The organism is Rhodanobacter sp. UC4452_H20, from assembly GCF_052978205.1.
Genome location: NZ_CM129662.1, coordinates 2,486,090 through 2,500,723 on the forward strand (window position 1 = coordinate 2,486,090; position 14,634 = coordinate 2,500,723).

Below are 14,634 nucleotides of genomic sequence, written 5' to 3' on the forward strand. Positions count from 1 at the left end.
CACGAAAAAGGGCGGCCGAAGCCGCCCCTTTTCTTCGCCGCTGCGTGGCGGCTTACTGCAAGGTGTCGCTGAGGATGCGCGGCGTCACGAAGATCAGCAGCTCCGCCTTGGTGGTGCTGCGCTTGGTGTTGCGGAACAGCGCGCCGAGACCGGGGATGTCGCCCAGCCCGGGCACCTTGGACACGGTGTTGCTCTTGTTGACCTCGTAGATGCCGCCGAGCACCACGGTCTGGCCGTTGTCGACCAGCGCCGAGGTATTCACCTCGCGCGTGTCGATCTGCGGCACCTGGCCGTTCGGCGTGTTGAGGAAGCCGGCCAGCGCATCCTTCTTCACGTTGATCGCCAGGTAGACGCGGTTGTCGGCGGTGATCGTCGGGGTCACCTTCAGCTCCAGCACGGCGTCCTTGAACTGCACCGAGGCGGTCGGTGCGCCACCGGTGCCGGAGCCCTGGTTCTGGTAGGTGACATAGCCGACTTCCTGGCCCTGGCGGATCACGGCCTCCTGCTGGTTGGCGGTGATCACGCGCGGGCTGGAGATCACCTCGCCACGGCCTTCGGATTGCGCTGCGGAGAGCTCCAGGTCGATCGCGTAGTTGGCGCCGAGGATGGCGAAGCCCAGCGTGCTGCCGCCGTTCACCGGCATGTTCACGTTGAAGCCGCCGGGCAAGGTCACCGCACCCGGATGCGGCGGAGCACCCTGGCTGCCGTTGGCCACCCAGTCGGTGACTGCGTTGTTGTAGTTGACGATGTTGTTGTGCACGCCGGTGCCGTACTTCAGCGCGCCATCGCCGGTCGGTGCGGTGGTGATGATGTTGTTGTTGTTGGTCTGGTTGCCGGACACGCCCCACTTCACGCCCAGCTCGCGGGTGAAGTCGTCGGTGGCCACCACGATGCGCGATTCGATCAGCACCTGCTGCACCGGCTTGTCCAGCACGGCGATCAGCTCACGCAACTGCTTGATCTTCTCCGGCGTGTCGTTGAGCAGCAGGGTGTTGGTGCGCTGGTCGAACGAGACGCTGCCGCGCGGCGAGAGGAAGCCGCGCTGGGTGTTGGAGCCGCCGCCACCGCCGCCCTGCATGCTGCCGGTGGTCAGCAGCTTGGCGATGTCGGAGGCCTTGCCGTAGCTGATCGGCACGTAGTCGGTGACCAGTTCGGCGGTGTCCTGTGCCTTCAGCTTGGCATCGGCCAGGTCTTGCTCGTACTTGGCCAGCTCGGCCTGCGGCGCGACCCAGATGACGTTGCCGTTGCGGCGCTTGTCCAGGCTCTTGGCGCGCAGGATCACGTCCAGCGCCTGATCCCACGGCACGTTGACCAGGCGCAGGGTGACGCTGCCGCCGACGCTGTCGGAGGCGACCAGGTTGAGCCCGGAGATATCGGCGATCAGCTGCAACGCCGAGCGCACCGGGATGTCCTGGAAGTTGAAGGTGACGCGCTTGCCGTTGTAATTGGGCTGCGCGTCCAGCTTGGCCAGGCGCTCATCCTTGGCGGCGGCCTTCTTCGGTGCCACCTCGACCACGTACTGGTCGGGGGTCTGGTAGGCCGAGGTCTCGACCGTCCCCTTGGTGTCGATCTCGATGCGCGCGCCGCCGCCGTTGCCGACGCGGCTGGTGATCGACTGCACCGGGGTGGCGAAGTCCAGCGTATCCAGGCGCTGCGCGAGGTTGGCCGGCAGGTTGGCGTGATCGATGGTGACCACCACCTTGTCGCCCTGACGGGTCATTTCCGGCTGCGCGCCGCTGCCGCTGAAGCTGACCAGCACGCGGCCCTCGCCGTTCGGGCCGCGACGGAAGTCGATGTTGGAGATCGCCGGGCCATCGGAGGACGACGGCAGCCGCTTGGTCGGGTCGATCGTGGAGGCGGTGGTGACCGCCTGGTCGGCGGTGCCGTTGTTGATCGTCAGCACCAGGCTGTTGCCATCGACGCTGGCGCGGTAGCTCGACGCGCGCATCAGCTCGACCACCACGCGGGTGCGCCCACCGGCAGACACTGCCGAGACGCCGGAGGTCGAACCCTTGCCGATGTCCATGTGCCGCCCGGCGGCATTGGTCGTATCGGGCAGGTCGACCGCGATGCGCGGCGGATTGTCCGTGGTGAAGATCTTCGGCTCCGGCACCGGGCCGTCGCCGAAGTTCAGGTGCAGCTGGACGCTGCCGCCTGGCAAGGCGTCGTAGCTGATGTTCTTCAGCGTGGTGGTGGCCGCGATGGCGGCACTGGCCCAGGTGGCACCGACGATCAGCAGGCCCATCAGGAAGTAACGGCTCGCATGGCGCATGACTCGGCCCCGCACGGATTGGAATTGGTTGGTCATTGCATCTGCCCCTGTGTACCTATTGCTCGCCGAGTGCGACGCTGGCGGGACGTTCCATCCAGCCACCATTGCCGTTGGATACCAACTCGACCAGATCGACATGGTCTTCGCTGATGGCGGTGATGTGTCCGTAGTTCTGTCCCATGTATTCCCCCACATGGACGCGATGGATGACACCACCCGGGTCCTTGATCAGGACCTCCATCTTCGGACCGACACCGACCGTACCGACCATCTTGAGGCTGTCGAGGGCGAACATCTCCAGCGGCTCCTTGGCCCGGTTGGCGTCCGGCCGCGGTCCGCTGGTCGCGTTGTCGTTCTGCAGTTCGGCCGTGCTGGGGCTGAACGGATCACGCTTGTCCTGGTCTTCGTACTTGAACGTCTCGAAGGTCTTGATCACGGGCAGCGGCGGAATCGGCGCACCCTTCTTGGCCTTCTCCTGCGCGACCCAGGTGCGCAGGTCGGACATGCCGCGGGTGCAACCGGCCAGAACCAGCACAGCCAGCAGGATCAGCAGCAGCCGCGTCACGCCGGCGGACTTGCGGGCAATCGACTTGTTCATCATTTCTTCGCCCCCGCCTTGGTTGCCGCGGCAGCGCTTTCGTCGTCATCGAGATAACGGTAGGTCTTGACCGTGCCCTCCAGCACCAGTTGTCCGGTGCCAGCGGTGCCCGCCTTGGTCGGCGCCTTCGGCGTCAGCGAGACGTCGTGCATGGTGAGGATGACCACTCGCGGCAGCGAAGCCACGCCGCTGATGAAGGTGCCGAACTGATGGTAGGTGCCGGTGAACTTCAAGGCGATCGGTCTCTCCGCGTAGAAGTCCTTGGGCGTTTCCGCGCCAGGCACGAACAGGTCACTCTCCAGCCCCGCGGCCTGCGCGGTCTGCGAGATGTCGATCAGCAACTCGGGCATCTCGGTCTTGCTGGGCAGTTGGCGCAGCAACTGGCGCAGCATGTCCTGCATCTCGTTGAGCTGCTGCTCCAGCGCCTCGAGATTGACCGACTTGGCCTGCTTGGTGGAGAACTCCTGCTTGAGGCTGTTCTCCTTGGTGGCCAGCGTGTCGAGACTGTCCTGCTGGTCGCTGACGATGAAGTACCAGCCCACCAGCAGCACCACCGCGAGGACCAGCACGGTGAAGAAGATCTTGACCGACTGCGGCCAGCCGCCGACGTTGTTCTTGTCGAGGTTTTGCAGATCGCTGAAGAAACTCATGATCCGGCACCTCCCTTGGCAGCGGCGGCAGGGGTGGGCGTGACTTCCGGCGTTGACCTGGCCGTGGCGGAGGTCGCGCTGGCCGGCGGCGCGTTGAGCGCTGCAGGTACGGCCGGCGTGGCCGTGGAGGTAGTCGGTTCCACCTGCGCCTTGGTCGGGTCGACCTCGTCGGTCTTGGGCCGGCTCAGCGTCACGTTGAGGCCGAACTGGTAGGGCATGCGGGTCGCATCATGGGTGTTTTCGGTCTTGCGCAGGTCCGCATGGCCCATCCACGGCGAGGACTCGATGTTGCGCATGTACTCGGCGACGCTGGCGTTGGACTGCGCCACGCCGTCGAGCGACATCGACTGGCCGCTCTGCTTGAGCGCGGTCAGCCGCGCACTGGTCGGGATGGTTTTCACCAGTTCGTCGAACAGGTGCACCATCTGCGAGCGATCGGCCTGCAACTGCTCGATGATCTGCTTGCGCGCCAGCAGGTGCTCGCGCACTTTTTCCAGGTCCTTGATCTTGGCGATGCGCACGTCCAGCTGCTTGATTTCGGTCTGCAGGTAGGCGTTGCGGTCGTTCTGGTTGTCGATGCGCTGGTCCATCCAGAAGATCCACAGCAGCAGCAGCAGCACGGCGGCCACGAAAGCGGCGGCCAGCTGCATGTAGAACTCGCGTTCGCGCTGCTTGCGCCGCTCCGCGCGCCACGGAAGTAGGTTGACGTGTGCCATCAGTCGAAGCTCCTCAGGGCGAGGCCGACCGCGATCATCAGGGCCGGGGCATCCTGCGCCAGCGCCTGGGCCTGCACCCGCGGCGACAACGACATGCGGGCCAGCGGGTTGGCGACCACGCAAGGCACGCCGAGCTGCTCTTCCAGCATCGGGCCCAGTCCCTCGATCGAGGCGCAGCCGCCGGCCAGCACCACCTGGTCGACCTTGCTGTATTCGCTGCCGGCGAAGAAGAACTGCAGCAGGCGGCTGATCTGCTGGATCAGCGACTCCTTGAACGGCTCCAGCGCCTCGGTCTCGTAGGACTCCGGCAGGCCGCCCTTGCGCTTGGCGCGGCCAGCCTCCTCGTAGGAGAGCCCGAAGCGGCGCATGATCTCGTCGGTGAGCTGCTTGCCGCCGAACACCTGTTCGCGCGAATAGATGGTGCGCTGGTTGCGCAGCACGGAAAGCGTGGTCATGGTCGCGCCGATGTCGACCACCGCCACCAGGGCGTCGCGGCCGACGTTGAGCTGGTCGGCGACCATCGCGAAGGCGTTCTCCATCGCGAAGGCCTCCACGTCGATGACGCCGGCAGTGAGGCCGCCCAGATCCAACGCCGCCACGCGCATGTCGACGTTCTCGGTGCGCGAGGCCGCCAGCAGCACGTTGTTCATGTCCGGGTTGTCGCGTACCGGGCCGATCACCTCGAAATCGAGGCTGACCTCGTCGATCGGATACGGGATGTACTGATTGGCCTCGACCTGGATCTGGCCCTCGAGGTCATCGTCGGATAGCTCGCTGGTCATCGGGATGATCCGCGTGATCACCGCCGACCCGGCCACCGCGGCGGCGGCGTGCTTGAGCTTGGAACCCGAGCGGGCCAGGGCGCGGCGGATCGCGTCGCCCACCGCCTCGACCTCGACGATGTTCTTCTCGACCACCGCATTGGGCGGGAGCGGTTCCACCGCGTAGTGCTCCACGCGATAGCGCCCGCCCGCCTGACTCAGCTGCAGCAGCTTGACGGCGGTCGAACTGATGTCGACGCCGATCAGCGCCGGCTTCTTCGGTGTAAAGAGCCCCACGGTGTGTCCCCCTTGCCGCTGACGCCCTGACCAGAGTTCTGGCGGGATGCGCAGTGGCATTAAATCTAAAAATTAACGCAATGGCAACGGTCTACAGGAACTTTCTCAAGTAATTGGCGTGATGTCCACCACATTTGCAGAGCTTGCCCGGCTGGCGCGCCTCTTGCTTTGCGGAGCCGTCCTCGGTTGCCTGACGAGCATGTTGCTACATCTATACTCTGTCATGCTTTGACTCAGGTCTCGCTATCCACACCATGCGAATTTTCAAGCGTTTGTTGCGCTGGGCACTGCTCCTGGCCTTTTCCGGTTTGCTTCTGGCAGTGCTCGCGACAGGCGTGGCGTACTGGTTGATAGCTCCCCGGCTGCCCTCGGTGGCGGTGCTCAAGGACTATCACATGCAGGTGCCGCTGCGCGTGCTGAGCGCCGATGGCAAGCTCATCGCGACTTTCGGCGAAACCCGGCGCATCCCGGTGGACATCGCCGAGGTGCCCGACCGGCTCAAGCACGCGGTGCTGTCGGCGGAGGACGCCGACTTCTACCACCACCCCGGCGTGGACTGGCGCGGCATCGCCCGGGCCGGCTGGCACGTGATCATCACCGGCGGCGACAAGGGACCCGGCGGCTCCACCATCACCCAGCAGGTGGCGCGCAACTTCTTCCTGAGCCCGGAAAAGCTGTACTCGCGCAAACTTACCGAGATCTTCATCGCGCTGCGCATCGAGCACGAGCTGACCAAGGACCAGATCCTGGAGCTCTACCTCAACAAGATGTTCCTCGGCCATCGTTCCTATGGCGTGGCGGCGGCGGCCGAGTACTACTACGGCAAGACGCTGGACCAGCTCACCGTGGCGGAGTGCGCGGCGATCGCCTCCACTTTCCAGCTGCCCTCGGCGGTCAATCCGATCAACAGCCCCAAGCGCGAGATGGCACGGCGCAACTGGGTGCTCGGCGAGATGCTGCGGCACAACTACATCACCCAGGCAGTGTACGAACAGGCGGTGGCCGAGCCGAATCGCGCCTTTGCCCACGAGCAGCCGATCGAGGTCGACGCGCCCTACCTCGCCGAGATGGTGCGCCGGCAGGTGCTCGACCGCCTCGGCAATGACGCCCTGACCGAAGGCTACGTGGTCCGCACCACGGTGCAGAGCATGCGCCAGCAGGAGGCGGTGGACGCCCTGCGCGACGGCCTGGTCGCCTACGACCACCGCCATGGCTGGCGTGGGCCGGAGGCGCACAAGGAGCTGGCCGAGGGCGCCGGCGAGGCGGATTTCGACCAGGTGCTGGCCAGTTACGGCAGCGTCTCGGGTATGCAGCCGGGACTGGTCATCAGCAGCGACGCCGACCATGCCAGCGTGTACCTGTCCAGTCACGAGAGCGCCCGGCTCGACCTCGACGCGGTGAAATGGGCTCGGCCGCACATCAGCGACAGCCGCGTCGGCGCCGCGCCCACGCGGGTCGATGCCGTGCTCAAGCGCGGCGACGTCATCCGCCTGGCCCGCGACGAGAAGGGCAACTGGCAGCTGGCGCAGATACCTGCCGTGCAGGGCGGGCTGGTCTCGCTCAATCCGGAAGATGGCGCGATCGAGGCCCTGGTGGGCGGCTTCAACTTCAACCGCAGCAAGTTCAACCGCGCCGTGATGGCCGCGCGCCAGCCGGGTTCGAGTTTCAAGCCGTACCTCTATTCCGCCGCTTTCGATCGCGGCTTCACCCCGGCCTCGATCGTCAACGACGCACCGCTGGCGCTGCCCGACCCCTCGCGCCCCAACGGCATCTGGACGCCGTCCAACGACGACGGCAAGTTCGCCGGCCCGATGCGCCTGCGCGAGGCGCTGGTGCAATCGAAGAACCTGGTCTCGGTGCGACTGCTGGATGCCATCGGGGTGAGCTACATGCGCGAATACGCCACCCGCTTCGGGTTCTCGCAGGACGCGATCCCGGCCAACCTGTCGATGGCGCTGGGCACCGCCTCGGTCTCGCCGATGGGCATGGCGCGCGGCTACGCCGTGTTCGCCAACGGCGGCTACCTGGTCACGCCGTATTTCATTCACGAGATCGACGACCGCGACGGCAAGCCGGTGTACCTGGCCAATCCCGCCCGCGCCTGCCGCAACTGCCAGGAACGCCTGCTCGACACGCGCCCGCCCGGCCCGCCGCCGCCGGACATGACCCGGCCGCCGGCCAATCGCCTGGCGACCGCCGGCAGCACGGACGCGCCCGCCGAGTCGGAGAGCGTCGACGGTGTCGGCGATGCGGTGCTGCCGGCCGACATCCACGACGGCGCCCGGCATGCGCCGGTGCTCGCCCCGCGGGTGATCGGTCCGCGCAACGACTACCTGATCACCTCGCTGATGAAGGACGTGATCCTGCGCGGCACCGGTTCGGCCGCGCGCGCGCTGGAGCGCCCCGACCTGGCCGGCAAGACCGGCTCCACCAATGACCATCGCGATGCCTGGTTCGTCGGCTTCGACGGCGAGTTGTCCACCGCGGTCTGGGTGGGTTTCGACGACTACAGCTCGCTCGGCCGCGGCGAATTCGGCGCCAAGGCGGCCTTGCCGGTGTGGATGCAGTACATGGGCGCGGCGCTGAAGGGGCTGCCGCCCAGCACGTTGCCGATGCCGCCCGGAATCAGTACGGTATGGATCAACCGCGAAAGCGGCCTGCCGACCGGTGCGGACGACCCCAACGGCATGAACGAGATGTTCAAGGTGGAAGACGTCGACCGCCTGCGCAGCCAGGCCGCCCAGCAGAAGGAGCAGGACAAGCAGCACGCCTACGAGATCTTCTGACCCGGGGGCAGGCGACGCCGCTCCCGGACGCCGCCATCCAATGTCGAGGAGTGCGTCATGTCCCGAGGCGAACACCACCGCATCCACGCCCATGACCGGCTGCAACGCAATCGCCTGCGCGTGGCCCAGGAAGCGGCCCGGCTGATGAGCGAGCACGGCATCCGCAATTTCCACCATGCCAAGCTCAAGGCCGCCGAACGGCTGGGCATACTCGACAGCCAGGCGCTGCCGCGCAACCTCGAGATCGAACAGGCGCTGCGCGAACACCAGCGCCTGTTCCTCGGCGACAGCCAACCCCAGCTGCTGCGCCAGCGGCGCGAGGCGGCGGTCGAGGCGATGACCTTCCTCGCCCCGTTCGAACCGCGCCTGGTCGGCGCCGTGCTCGACGGCACCGCCGACATGCATTCGGCGGTGTGCCTGCACGTGTACAGCGACGATGCCGAAGCGGTGGTGCGCTTCCTGCGCGAGCACGGCGTGCCGCTGGAAATGCAGGTGCGCCGCCTGCGCTACAGCCGCACCGAGCAGCCCGAGTACCCGGTGCTGCTGTTCGCCGCCGACGCCGTGCCGTTCGACCTCACCGTGCTGCCGCGCAACGCGCTGCGCCAGGCGCCGCTGGATCGCACCGACGACCGGCCGATGCGCCGCGCCGCGCTGGCCCAGGTGGAGATGCTGCTGGCCGAGGACGATGCCGACGAGGGCTTCGAACAGCGCCTGCGCGCCGCGTTGCGCTGACCGCGCCGAGCGCCAGATGCAGAACGCCCCGGCCAGGCCGGGGCGTTCTGCGCGAAACCGAGGATCAGCCCAAGCGGTGAATCAGCGCTTGCCGGCCGGCACGTAATCACGCACGTCGGCGCCAGTGTAGACCTGGCGCGGACGGCCGATGCGCGATCCGGGCGTTTCGTGCTGCTCGATCCAGTGCGCGATCCAGCCGGCGGTGCGCGCGATGGCGAACATCACGGTGAACATCTCGGTGGGGATGCCCAGCGCCTTGTAGATGATGCCGGAGTAGAAATCGACGTTCGGATACAGCTTGCGCTCGACGAAGTAGTCGTCCTTCAGCGCCGCCTCTTCCAGCTTCATCGCCACGTCCAGCATCGGATCGTTGACGCCCAGCTCGTCCAGCACCTTGTGGCACATCTCGCGAATGATCTTGGCGCGCGGGTCGAAGTTCTTGTAGACGCGGTGGCCGAAGCCCATCAGGCGGAAGCTGTCGTTCTTGTCCTTGGCGCGCAGGATCGCCGACTCGACGTTGTCCGGCGTGCCGATCTCCTCCAGCTGCTTGAGCACCGCCTCGTTGGCGCCGCCATGGGCGGGGCCCCACAGCGCGGTGATGCCGGCGGCGATCGAGGCATACGGGTTGGCGCCGGTGGAACCGACCAGGCGCACGGTGGAGGTGGACGCGTTCTGCTCGTGGTCGGCATGCAGGATGAACAGCAGGTCCAGCGCCTTGGCCGCCACCGGGTTCATCTGCAGCGGCTCGCTCGGCACCTCGAACATCATGTGCAGGAAGCGGGTGACGTACTCGAGGTTGTTGCGCGGGTAGCGCACCGGCCAGCCGATCGTGTAGCGGTAGCAGGCTGCCGCGATGGTCGGCATCTTGGCGATCAGGCGGATCGCCGCCATCTTGCGGTCGGCCGGGTCTTCCACGTCCAGCTTGTCGTGGTAGAACGCCGACAGCGACGCCACTGCCGCGGCGAGCATCGCCATCGGGTGCGCGTCGTGGTGGAAGCCCTGGAAGAAGTTCTTCTGCGCCTCGTGCATCATCGTGTGATGCGTGATGTCATGTTCGAACGTGTCGAACTCGGCAGCATTGGGCAACTCGCCGTTGAGCAACAGATAGGCCACTTCGAGGAAGCTGGACTTCTCGGCCAGCTGCTCGATCGGGTAACCGCGATACAGCAGCACGCCCTTGTCGCCGTCGATGTAGGTGATGGCACTCTTGGTGCTGGCAGTGCTGCCGAAGCCCGGGTCATAGGTGAAATGGCCGGTGTCCTTGTACAGCGTGCCGATGTCGATGCACGCGGCACCGAGCGTGCCGGAAACCAGCGGCAGTTCGCTGCTCTTGTGGCTCGATTCATCGACCAGCTTGACGGTCTTGGGGTCGGACACGGAAACCTCCTCGCATGTGGTTCGTCGCCGGCGACGACGGTGGGGACGTCATCGCGCGGCAAGGGAAAGGGTGGATGTCGGCAGCCGGGGAAAGCACGCGACGCAACCGATGCCGGAAACCGGCTGGAACAAGCTCCGCGAAGACTTGCGCCACTCTGCTGCAGGCATCGGGCCACTGCCCATTATCGCACAACGGCGGTCGCGCATTCGATGGCGAATGGTCGTACGCCGGGCACGAAAAAGACACGGGGCAAGCCTGCGCCTGCCCCGTGTCTCGAACCGCCCGCAACCCGGAGGGAGCGGAGGTAAAAGGGTTTATTCCTTGACCGAACCGGCGTAGCGGCGGCGGAACTTGTCCACGCGGCCACCCACGTCCAGGGTCTTCTGCTTGCCCGTGTAGAACGGGTGCGAATGGCTGGAGATATCCACCTTGATCAGCGGGTACTCATTGCCGTCTTCCCACTTGACGGTTTCCTTGCTGGACATGGTCGACCGGGTGAGGAACGAGAAATCGGACGACAGATCCTGGAACACCACCGGGGCGTAGTTCGGATGGGTATCGGCTTTCATGACAGACTCTGAATGCGGCGGTGAAAAGAGCGGCATTGTAGCGGGCAACGCCGGGAACGCGCAAGCACGGGGGTTCAGCCGGGCACCCCCAGCGCGCGCTGCACCATCGCGGCAAAGCGGGTGTGGTCGACCTCCAGCACGATGTTGGCCTGCGCCGGCCGGCCCAGGCGCCCTTTCCAGTCGACCACGGTGGCGCCGCGGGTCAGGCGGCCGTCCAGCTCTACCGCGACCGCGCGGCGTTCGCTGCGGGTGACGATGGTCGGGTCGAGCGCGACCGCCATCGCCAGCGCATCGGCCGCCACCAGCCCGTGGCGGTCGTGTTTGGCGTTGTAGCCCCGCGCGGTCGCCGCGATCTTGCCGAAGAACGCCGCGCGCCGGTCACCGGCAGCGAGCCAGCGGTCGAACTCCGCGTCGTCGAAGGCGTGGCGCAGGGTTGCCTCCCAGTCCACCAGGTCGAACGACGGGAACGCCTCGAACACGACGTGCGCAGCCTCGGGGTCGAAACCGATGTTGAACTCGGCCGGCACCCTGCCGGTATTGCCGTGGCCGGTCACCGCGCCGCCCATCACCACCAGCCGCTTCACCCGCTGCGGCAGGCCGGGGTCGAGCCGCAGCGCCAGCGCCAGGTTGGTCAGTGGCGCCAGTGCCACCAAGGTCAGCTCGCCGGGACGCTCGAGGGTCAGGCGCAGCAGCGCCAGCGCAGCGGACTCGGCGGCGACCGCGGCGGCGGGCTCGGCGAAGCCGACGTCGCCGAAACCGTCACGCCCATGCACGAACGCGGCATCTTCCTCCGGCGCACGGACCAGCGGCATGGCGCAACCGGCGAACACCGGCGTGGCCAGGCCAAGCAGGTCGACCAGCGTGCGTGCGTTGCGCAGGGTGTGCTCCAGGCCGACGTTGCCGGCGGCAATGCCGAGGCCGGCGATGTCGGCATGCGCGGCGGCCATCAGGATGGCGAGGGCGTCGTCGACGCCGGGATCGGTGTCGATCAGGAGTTGCGGCTTGGTCATGTGCATCGGGTTCCTGTCCAGCCGTCCAGTTTATGGGATGAAACGGCGGGGGGCGACTACTGCCGATGACCGCTCACGCATCTGCGAACCGCGCGGCGCCGCCGATCCAGCGCTCGATCAACCGGCTGGTCTGGTCGGGGAACTCGGCCAGCATGCGTTCGCCCACCGCCTGCACCGCGGGCAGCAGGTGCGCGTCGCGCGACAGGTCGGCGATGCGGAAGGCGAGTTGGCCGGTCTGGCGGGTGCCGAGCACTTCACCGGGGCCACGCAGTTCCAGATCCTTCTCGGCAATGCGGAAGCCGTCGCTGGTTTCGCGCATGACCTGCAGGCGCTCGCGCGCGAGCTGGCCCAGCGGCGGTTGATACAGCAGCACGCAGTTGGAGGCCACCGCGCCGCGGCCGACGCGACCACGCAACTGGTGCAGCTGTGCCAGGCCAAGCCGCTCGCTGTTCTCGATCACCATCAGGCTGGCATTGGGCACGTCGACGCCGACCTCGATCACCGTGGTGGCCACCAGCACGGCCAGCTCGCCGGCCTTGAACGCGTCCATCACCGCCTGCTTGTCCTTTGCCTTCATGCGGCCGTGGATCAGACCCACGGCAAAGCCCTCCAGCGCCGCGCACAACTCGGCGTGGGCGACTTCGGCCGCCTGCGCGCGCAGCTGCTCGGATTCCTCGATCAGGGTGCACACCCAGTACACCTGCCGCCCCTCGGCGCAGGCGGCATGGATGCGCTCGATCACTTCGGCGCGGCGCGCATTGGATACCGCGATGGTCTGCACCGGCGTGCGTCCGGGCGGCAATTCGTCGATCGACGAGACGTCGAGATCGGCATACGCGCTCATCGCCAGCGTGCGCGGAATCGGCGTGGCGGTGAGCACCAGTTGATGCGGCACCAGTCGGTCCTGGCGGCCCTTCTCGTGCAATGCCAGCCGCTGCTGCACGCCGAAGCGGTGCTGCTCGTCGACGATCACCAGGCCCAGCCGCGCAAATGCCACGCCCTCCTGCATCAAGGCGTGCGTGCCGATCACCACCGCCGCGCCGTCGGCCACGCGGGCCAGCGCCTGCCGGCGTGTCTTGCCGGTGACCTTGCCGGCCAGCCATTCCACCTCGATGCCCAGCGGCTGCAACCACTGCCGGAAGTTGCGCAGATGCTGCTCGGCCAGCAATTCGGTCGGTGCCATCAGGGCGGTCTGGTAGCCCGCGTGCACCGCGGCCAGCGTGGCCAGCGCGGCCACCACGGTCTTGCCGCTGCCGACGTCGCCCTGCACCAGGCGCAGCATCGGCTGGGCCTGCGCCAGGTCGCGCGCGACCTCCTCGCTCACGCGCTGCTGCGCCGCGGTGAGGCGGAACGGCAATGCGCGCAGCAATTGCCGATGCAGCTGCCGCGGTGCGCCCAGCACCGGCGCACGGCGTTGCCGCACCACGGCGCGCAGGCGCTTGAGGCTAAGGTGCTGGGTCAGCAACTCCTCGAAGGCGAGCCGCTGCTGGGCCGGGTGGCGACCGAGCAGCAACTGGCCCAGGTGCGCGTCCGGCGGTGGCCGGTGCACGTAGAGCAGCGCATCGCGCAGCGATGTCAGGCCGTGCGTGCGGCACAGCGCCGGCGGAATAAGCTCCAGTTGCCCGGCCGGCGGCAGCAGGGCCAGTGCCTTGCCGATCACCGCGACCAGGCGCTTCTGGCCCAGGCCCTCGGTAGTGGGATACACCGGACTGAGCTGCTCGTCGACCACCGAGGCTTCGCTGCCACCCAGGCGCTGGTAGCTCGGGTGCACCATCTCCAGCCCCTGCGCGGCGTGGCGCACCTCGCCGTAGCAGAGCAGCCGCGTGCCCGGCACCAGTTGTTCGGCCTGCGCGCGATTGAAATGGAAGAAGCGCAGCAGCAGGGTCTGCGCGCTGGCGTCGCCGATCGCCACCTTGAGTTGCGGGCGATGGCGGAAGCCGCGCTCGACGGCCTCGACCACGCCCTCGACCTGCGCGCGTTCCCCTGCGCGCAAGTCCGCGATCGCGGTGATGCGCGTCTTGTCCTCGTAGCGCAACGGCAGGTGGAACCACAGATCCTGCACCCGCGTCAGGCCGAGCTTGCCCAGCGACGCGACCAGCGCCGGGCCCACGCCGGGCAACGTGGCGAGCGGCGCGATGCCGGGGTCGGCAATGGCGGGAGAAACGGGACGGGCGTTGCGCGTGGCCATGAAACCCAAGCCTAACCGAGCATCCCCGTCAGTCGTAAGGATGCCGCCGCTGCGGGCTGTCGGCGACAGCCGCGACGTGGATCAGTCCAGCACCATGATCGCATCGACCTCTACCTGCGCCGCCTTCGGCAACGCGGAAACCTCGATGGTCGAGCGCGCCGGATACGGCTGCTGGAAGTATTCGGCCATCACCGCGTTGACGGCGGCGAAGTTGGCCAGGTCGGTGACATAGATGCCCACGCGCACGATCTGCGCCAGCGAGCCGCCGGCAGCCTGCGCCACCGCGGCGAGATTGTCGAACACCCGTCGCGTCTGCACGCCGATGTCGCCGTCGACCAGGCTGCCGGTGGTCGGGTCCAGCGGGATCTGGCCGGAAAAATAGACGGTGTTGCCGGCACGCACGGCCTGCGAATACGGGCCGATGGCGGCCGGTGCCTGGTCGGTGGCGATGATGTCGAAAGGCATGGCGTTTCCTTGGGGGCGGGAGTCGGGATTGGAGATTCGAAGGAGCGTGCTGCAGCCGATTGAGACCGCCGATGATAACTCGGCCCCGCTTCACTGCACGGCGCCCGCACCACTGCGATGCAAGGCCGGCGGGCGTTGCCCGCCCTACGCGCGGCATCGGTCGGAGCGACCTATTCCCTATTCCCTATTCCCTATTCCCCATTCCCTATTCC

12 protein-coding genes are annotated in these 14,634 nt (G+C 67.2%); 2 read left to right on the plus strand and 10 right to left on the minus strand.

Features of this window, described 5'->3' with window-relative positions; genetic code table 11:
- Window positions 1-52 precede the first annotated feature (52 nt).
- The 5 genes from pilQ to ACVCMC_RS11760 are packed head-to-tail and all read right to left on the minus strand — an operon-like array spanning window position 53 to window position 5,294.
- Entirely contained in the window at window positions 53-2,272 is a 2,220-nt protein-coding gene (pilQ, locus tag ACVCMC_RS11740; protein WP_447097417.1) for a type IV pilus secretin PilQ, read from the minus strand.
- A gap of 55 nt (window positions 2,273-2,327) precedes the next feature.
- Complete coding sequence (locus ACVCMC_RS11745) at window positions 2,328-2,870, minus strand: pilus assembly protein PilP (RefSeq protein ID WP_395121197.1); 543 nt, start codon at window positions 2,868-2,870, stop codon at window positions 2,328-2,330.
- Window positions 2,870-3,520 carry a type IV pilus inner membrane component PilO gene (gene pilO / locus ACVCMC_RS11750; protein WP_395121195.1) on the minus strand — a complete coding sequence of 217 codons (651 nt, stop codon included), beginning with the start codon at window positions 3,518-3,520 and terminating at the stop codon, window positions 2,870-2,872. The genes ACVCMC_RS11745 and pilO overlap by 1 nt, the downstream gene beginning before the upstream one ends.
- A complete protein-coding gene (locus tag ACVCMC_RS11755) occupies window positions 3,517-4,236 on the minus strand; it encodes a PilN domain-containing protein (RefSeq protein WP_395121193.1) in 720 nt (239 codons plus the stop codon). The genes pilO and ACVCMC_RS11755 overlap by 4 nt, the downstream gene beginning before the upstream one ends.
- Complete coding sequence (locus tag ACVCMC_RS11760; protein ID WP_395121191.1) at window positions 4,236-5,294, minus strand: pilus assembly protein PilM; 1,059 nt, start codon at window positions 5,292-5,294, stop codon at window positions 4,236-4,238. Before ACVCMC_RS11760 ends, ACVCMC_RS11755 begins: the two co-directional genes overlap by 1 nt.
- 254 nt (window positions 5,295-5,548) lie before the next feature.
- Here ACVCMC_RS11760 and ACVCMC_RS11765 point away from each other — a divergent pair, with 254 nt between their 5' ends.
- Window positions 5,549-8,080 (plus strand): penicillin-binding protein 1A, encoded by a 2,532-nt coding sequence (locus tag ACVCMC_RS11765; protein WP_447097418.1) that lies wholly within the window; start codon window positions 5,549-5,551, stop codon window positions 8,078-8,080.
- Between the two features lie 57 nt (window positions 8,081-8,137).
- A complete protein-coding gene (locus ACVCMC_RS11770) occupies window positions 8,138-8,812 on the plus strand; it encodes a hypothetical protein (protein WP_395121187.1) in 675 nt (224 codons plus the stop codon).
- An 81-nt stretch (window positions 8,813-8,893) separates the two neighbouring features.
- Here ACVCMC_RS11770 and ACVCMC_RS11775 read toward each other — a convergent pair whose 3' ends face one another.
- The 5 genes from ACVCMC_RS11775 to ACVCMC_RS11795 all read right to left on the minus strand — a co-directional run bounded on the left by ACVCMC_RS11775 (window position 8,894) and on the right by ACVCMC_RS11795 (window position 14,422).
- Window positions 8,894-10,189 (minus strand): citrate synthase, encoded by a 1,296-nt coding sequence (locus ACVCMC_RS11775; protein WP_447097419.1) that lies wholly within the window; start codon window positions 10,187-10,189, stop codon window positions 8,894-8,896.
- Window positions 10,190-10,504: 315 nt separating this feature from the next.
- Complete coding sequence (locus ACVCMC_RS11780; protein ID WP_395121183.1) at window positions 10,505-10,759, minus strand: type B 50S ribosomal protein L31; 255 nt, start codon at window positions 10,757-10,759, stop codon at window positions 10,505-10,507.
- 74 nt (window positions 10,760-10,833) lie between these two features.
- Complete coding sequence (locus tag ACVCMC_RS11785; RefSeq protein WP_447097420.1) at window positions 10,834-11,769, minus strand: nucleoside hydrolase; 936 nt, start codon at window positions 11,767-11,769, stop codon at window positions 10,834-10,836.
- 73 nt (window positions 11,770-11,842) lie between these two features.
- Complete coding sequence (gene recG, locus ACVCMC_RS11790) at window positions 11,843-13,957, minus strand: ATP-dependent DNA helicase RecG (RefSeq protein ID WP_447097421.1); 2,115 nt, start codon at window positions 13,955-13,957, stop codon at window positions 11,843-11,845.
- 81 nt (window positions 13,958-14,038) lie between these two features.
- Complete coding sequence (locus ACVCMC_RS11795; RefSeq protein ID WP_447097422.1) at window positions 14,039-14,422, minus strand: RidA family protein; 384 nt, start codon at window positions 14,420-14,422, stop codon at window positions 14,039-14,041.
- Between the last annotated feature and the right edge of the window lie 212 nt (window positions 14,423-14,634).

Bases quoted from the DNA above. Each gene is read 5' to 3' on its own strand.
- pilQ (WP_447097417.1), bottom strand. From the start codon at position 2,272: ATGCGCCATGCGAGCCGTTACTTCCTGATGGGCCTGCTGATCGTCGGT.
- ACVCMC_RS11745 (WP_395121197.1), bottom strand. From the start codon at position 2,870: ATGAACAAGTCGATTGCCCGCAAGTCCGCCGGCGTGACGCGGCTGCTG.
- ACVCMC_RS11785 (WP_447097420.1), bottom strand. From the start codon at position 11,769: ATGACCAAGCCGCAACTCCTGATCGACACCGATCCCGGCGTCGACGAC.
- ACVCMC_RS11755 (WP_395121193.1), bottom strand. From the start codon at position 4,236: ATGGCACACGTCAACCTACTTCCGTGGCGCGCGGAGCGGCGCAAGCAG.
- ACVCMC_RS11780 (WP_395121183.1), bottom strand. From the start codon at position 10,759: ATGAAAGCCGATACCCATCCGAACTACGCCCCGGTGGTGTTCCAGGAT.
- ACVCMC_RS11795 (WP_447097422.1), bottom strand. From the start codon at position 14,422: ATGCCTTTCGACATCATCGCCACCGACCAGGCACCGGCCGCCATCGGC.
- pilO (WP_395121195.1), bottom strand. From the start codon at position 3,520: ATGAGTTTCTTCAGCGATCTGCAAAACCTCGACAAGAACAACGTCGGC.
- ACVCMC_RS11765 (WP_447097418.1), top strand. From the start codon at position 5,549: ATGCGAATTTTCAAGCGTTTGTTGCGCTGGGCACTGCTCCTGGCCTTT.
- ACVCMC_RS11770 (WP_395121187.1), top strand. From the start codon at position 8,138: ATGTCCCGAGGCGAACACCACCGCATCCACGCCCATGACCGGCTGCAA.
- recG (WP_447097421.1), bottom strand. From the start codon at position 13,957: ATGGCCACGCGCAACGCCCGTCCCGTTTCTCCCGCCATTGCCGACCCC.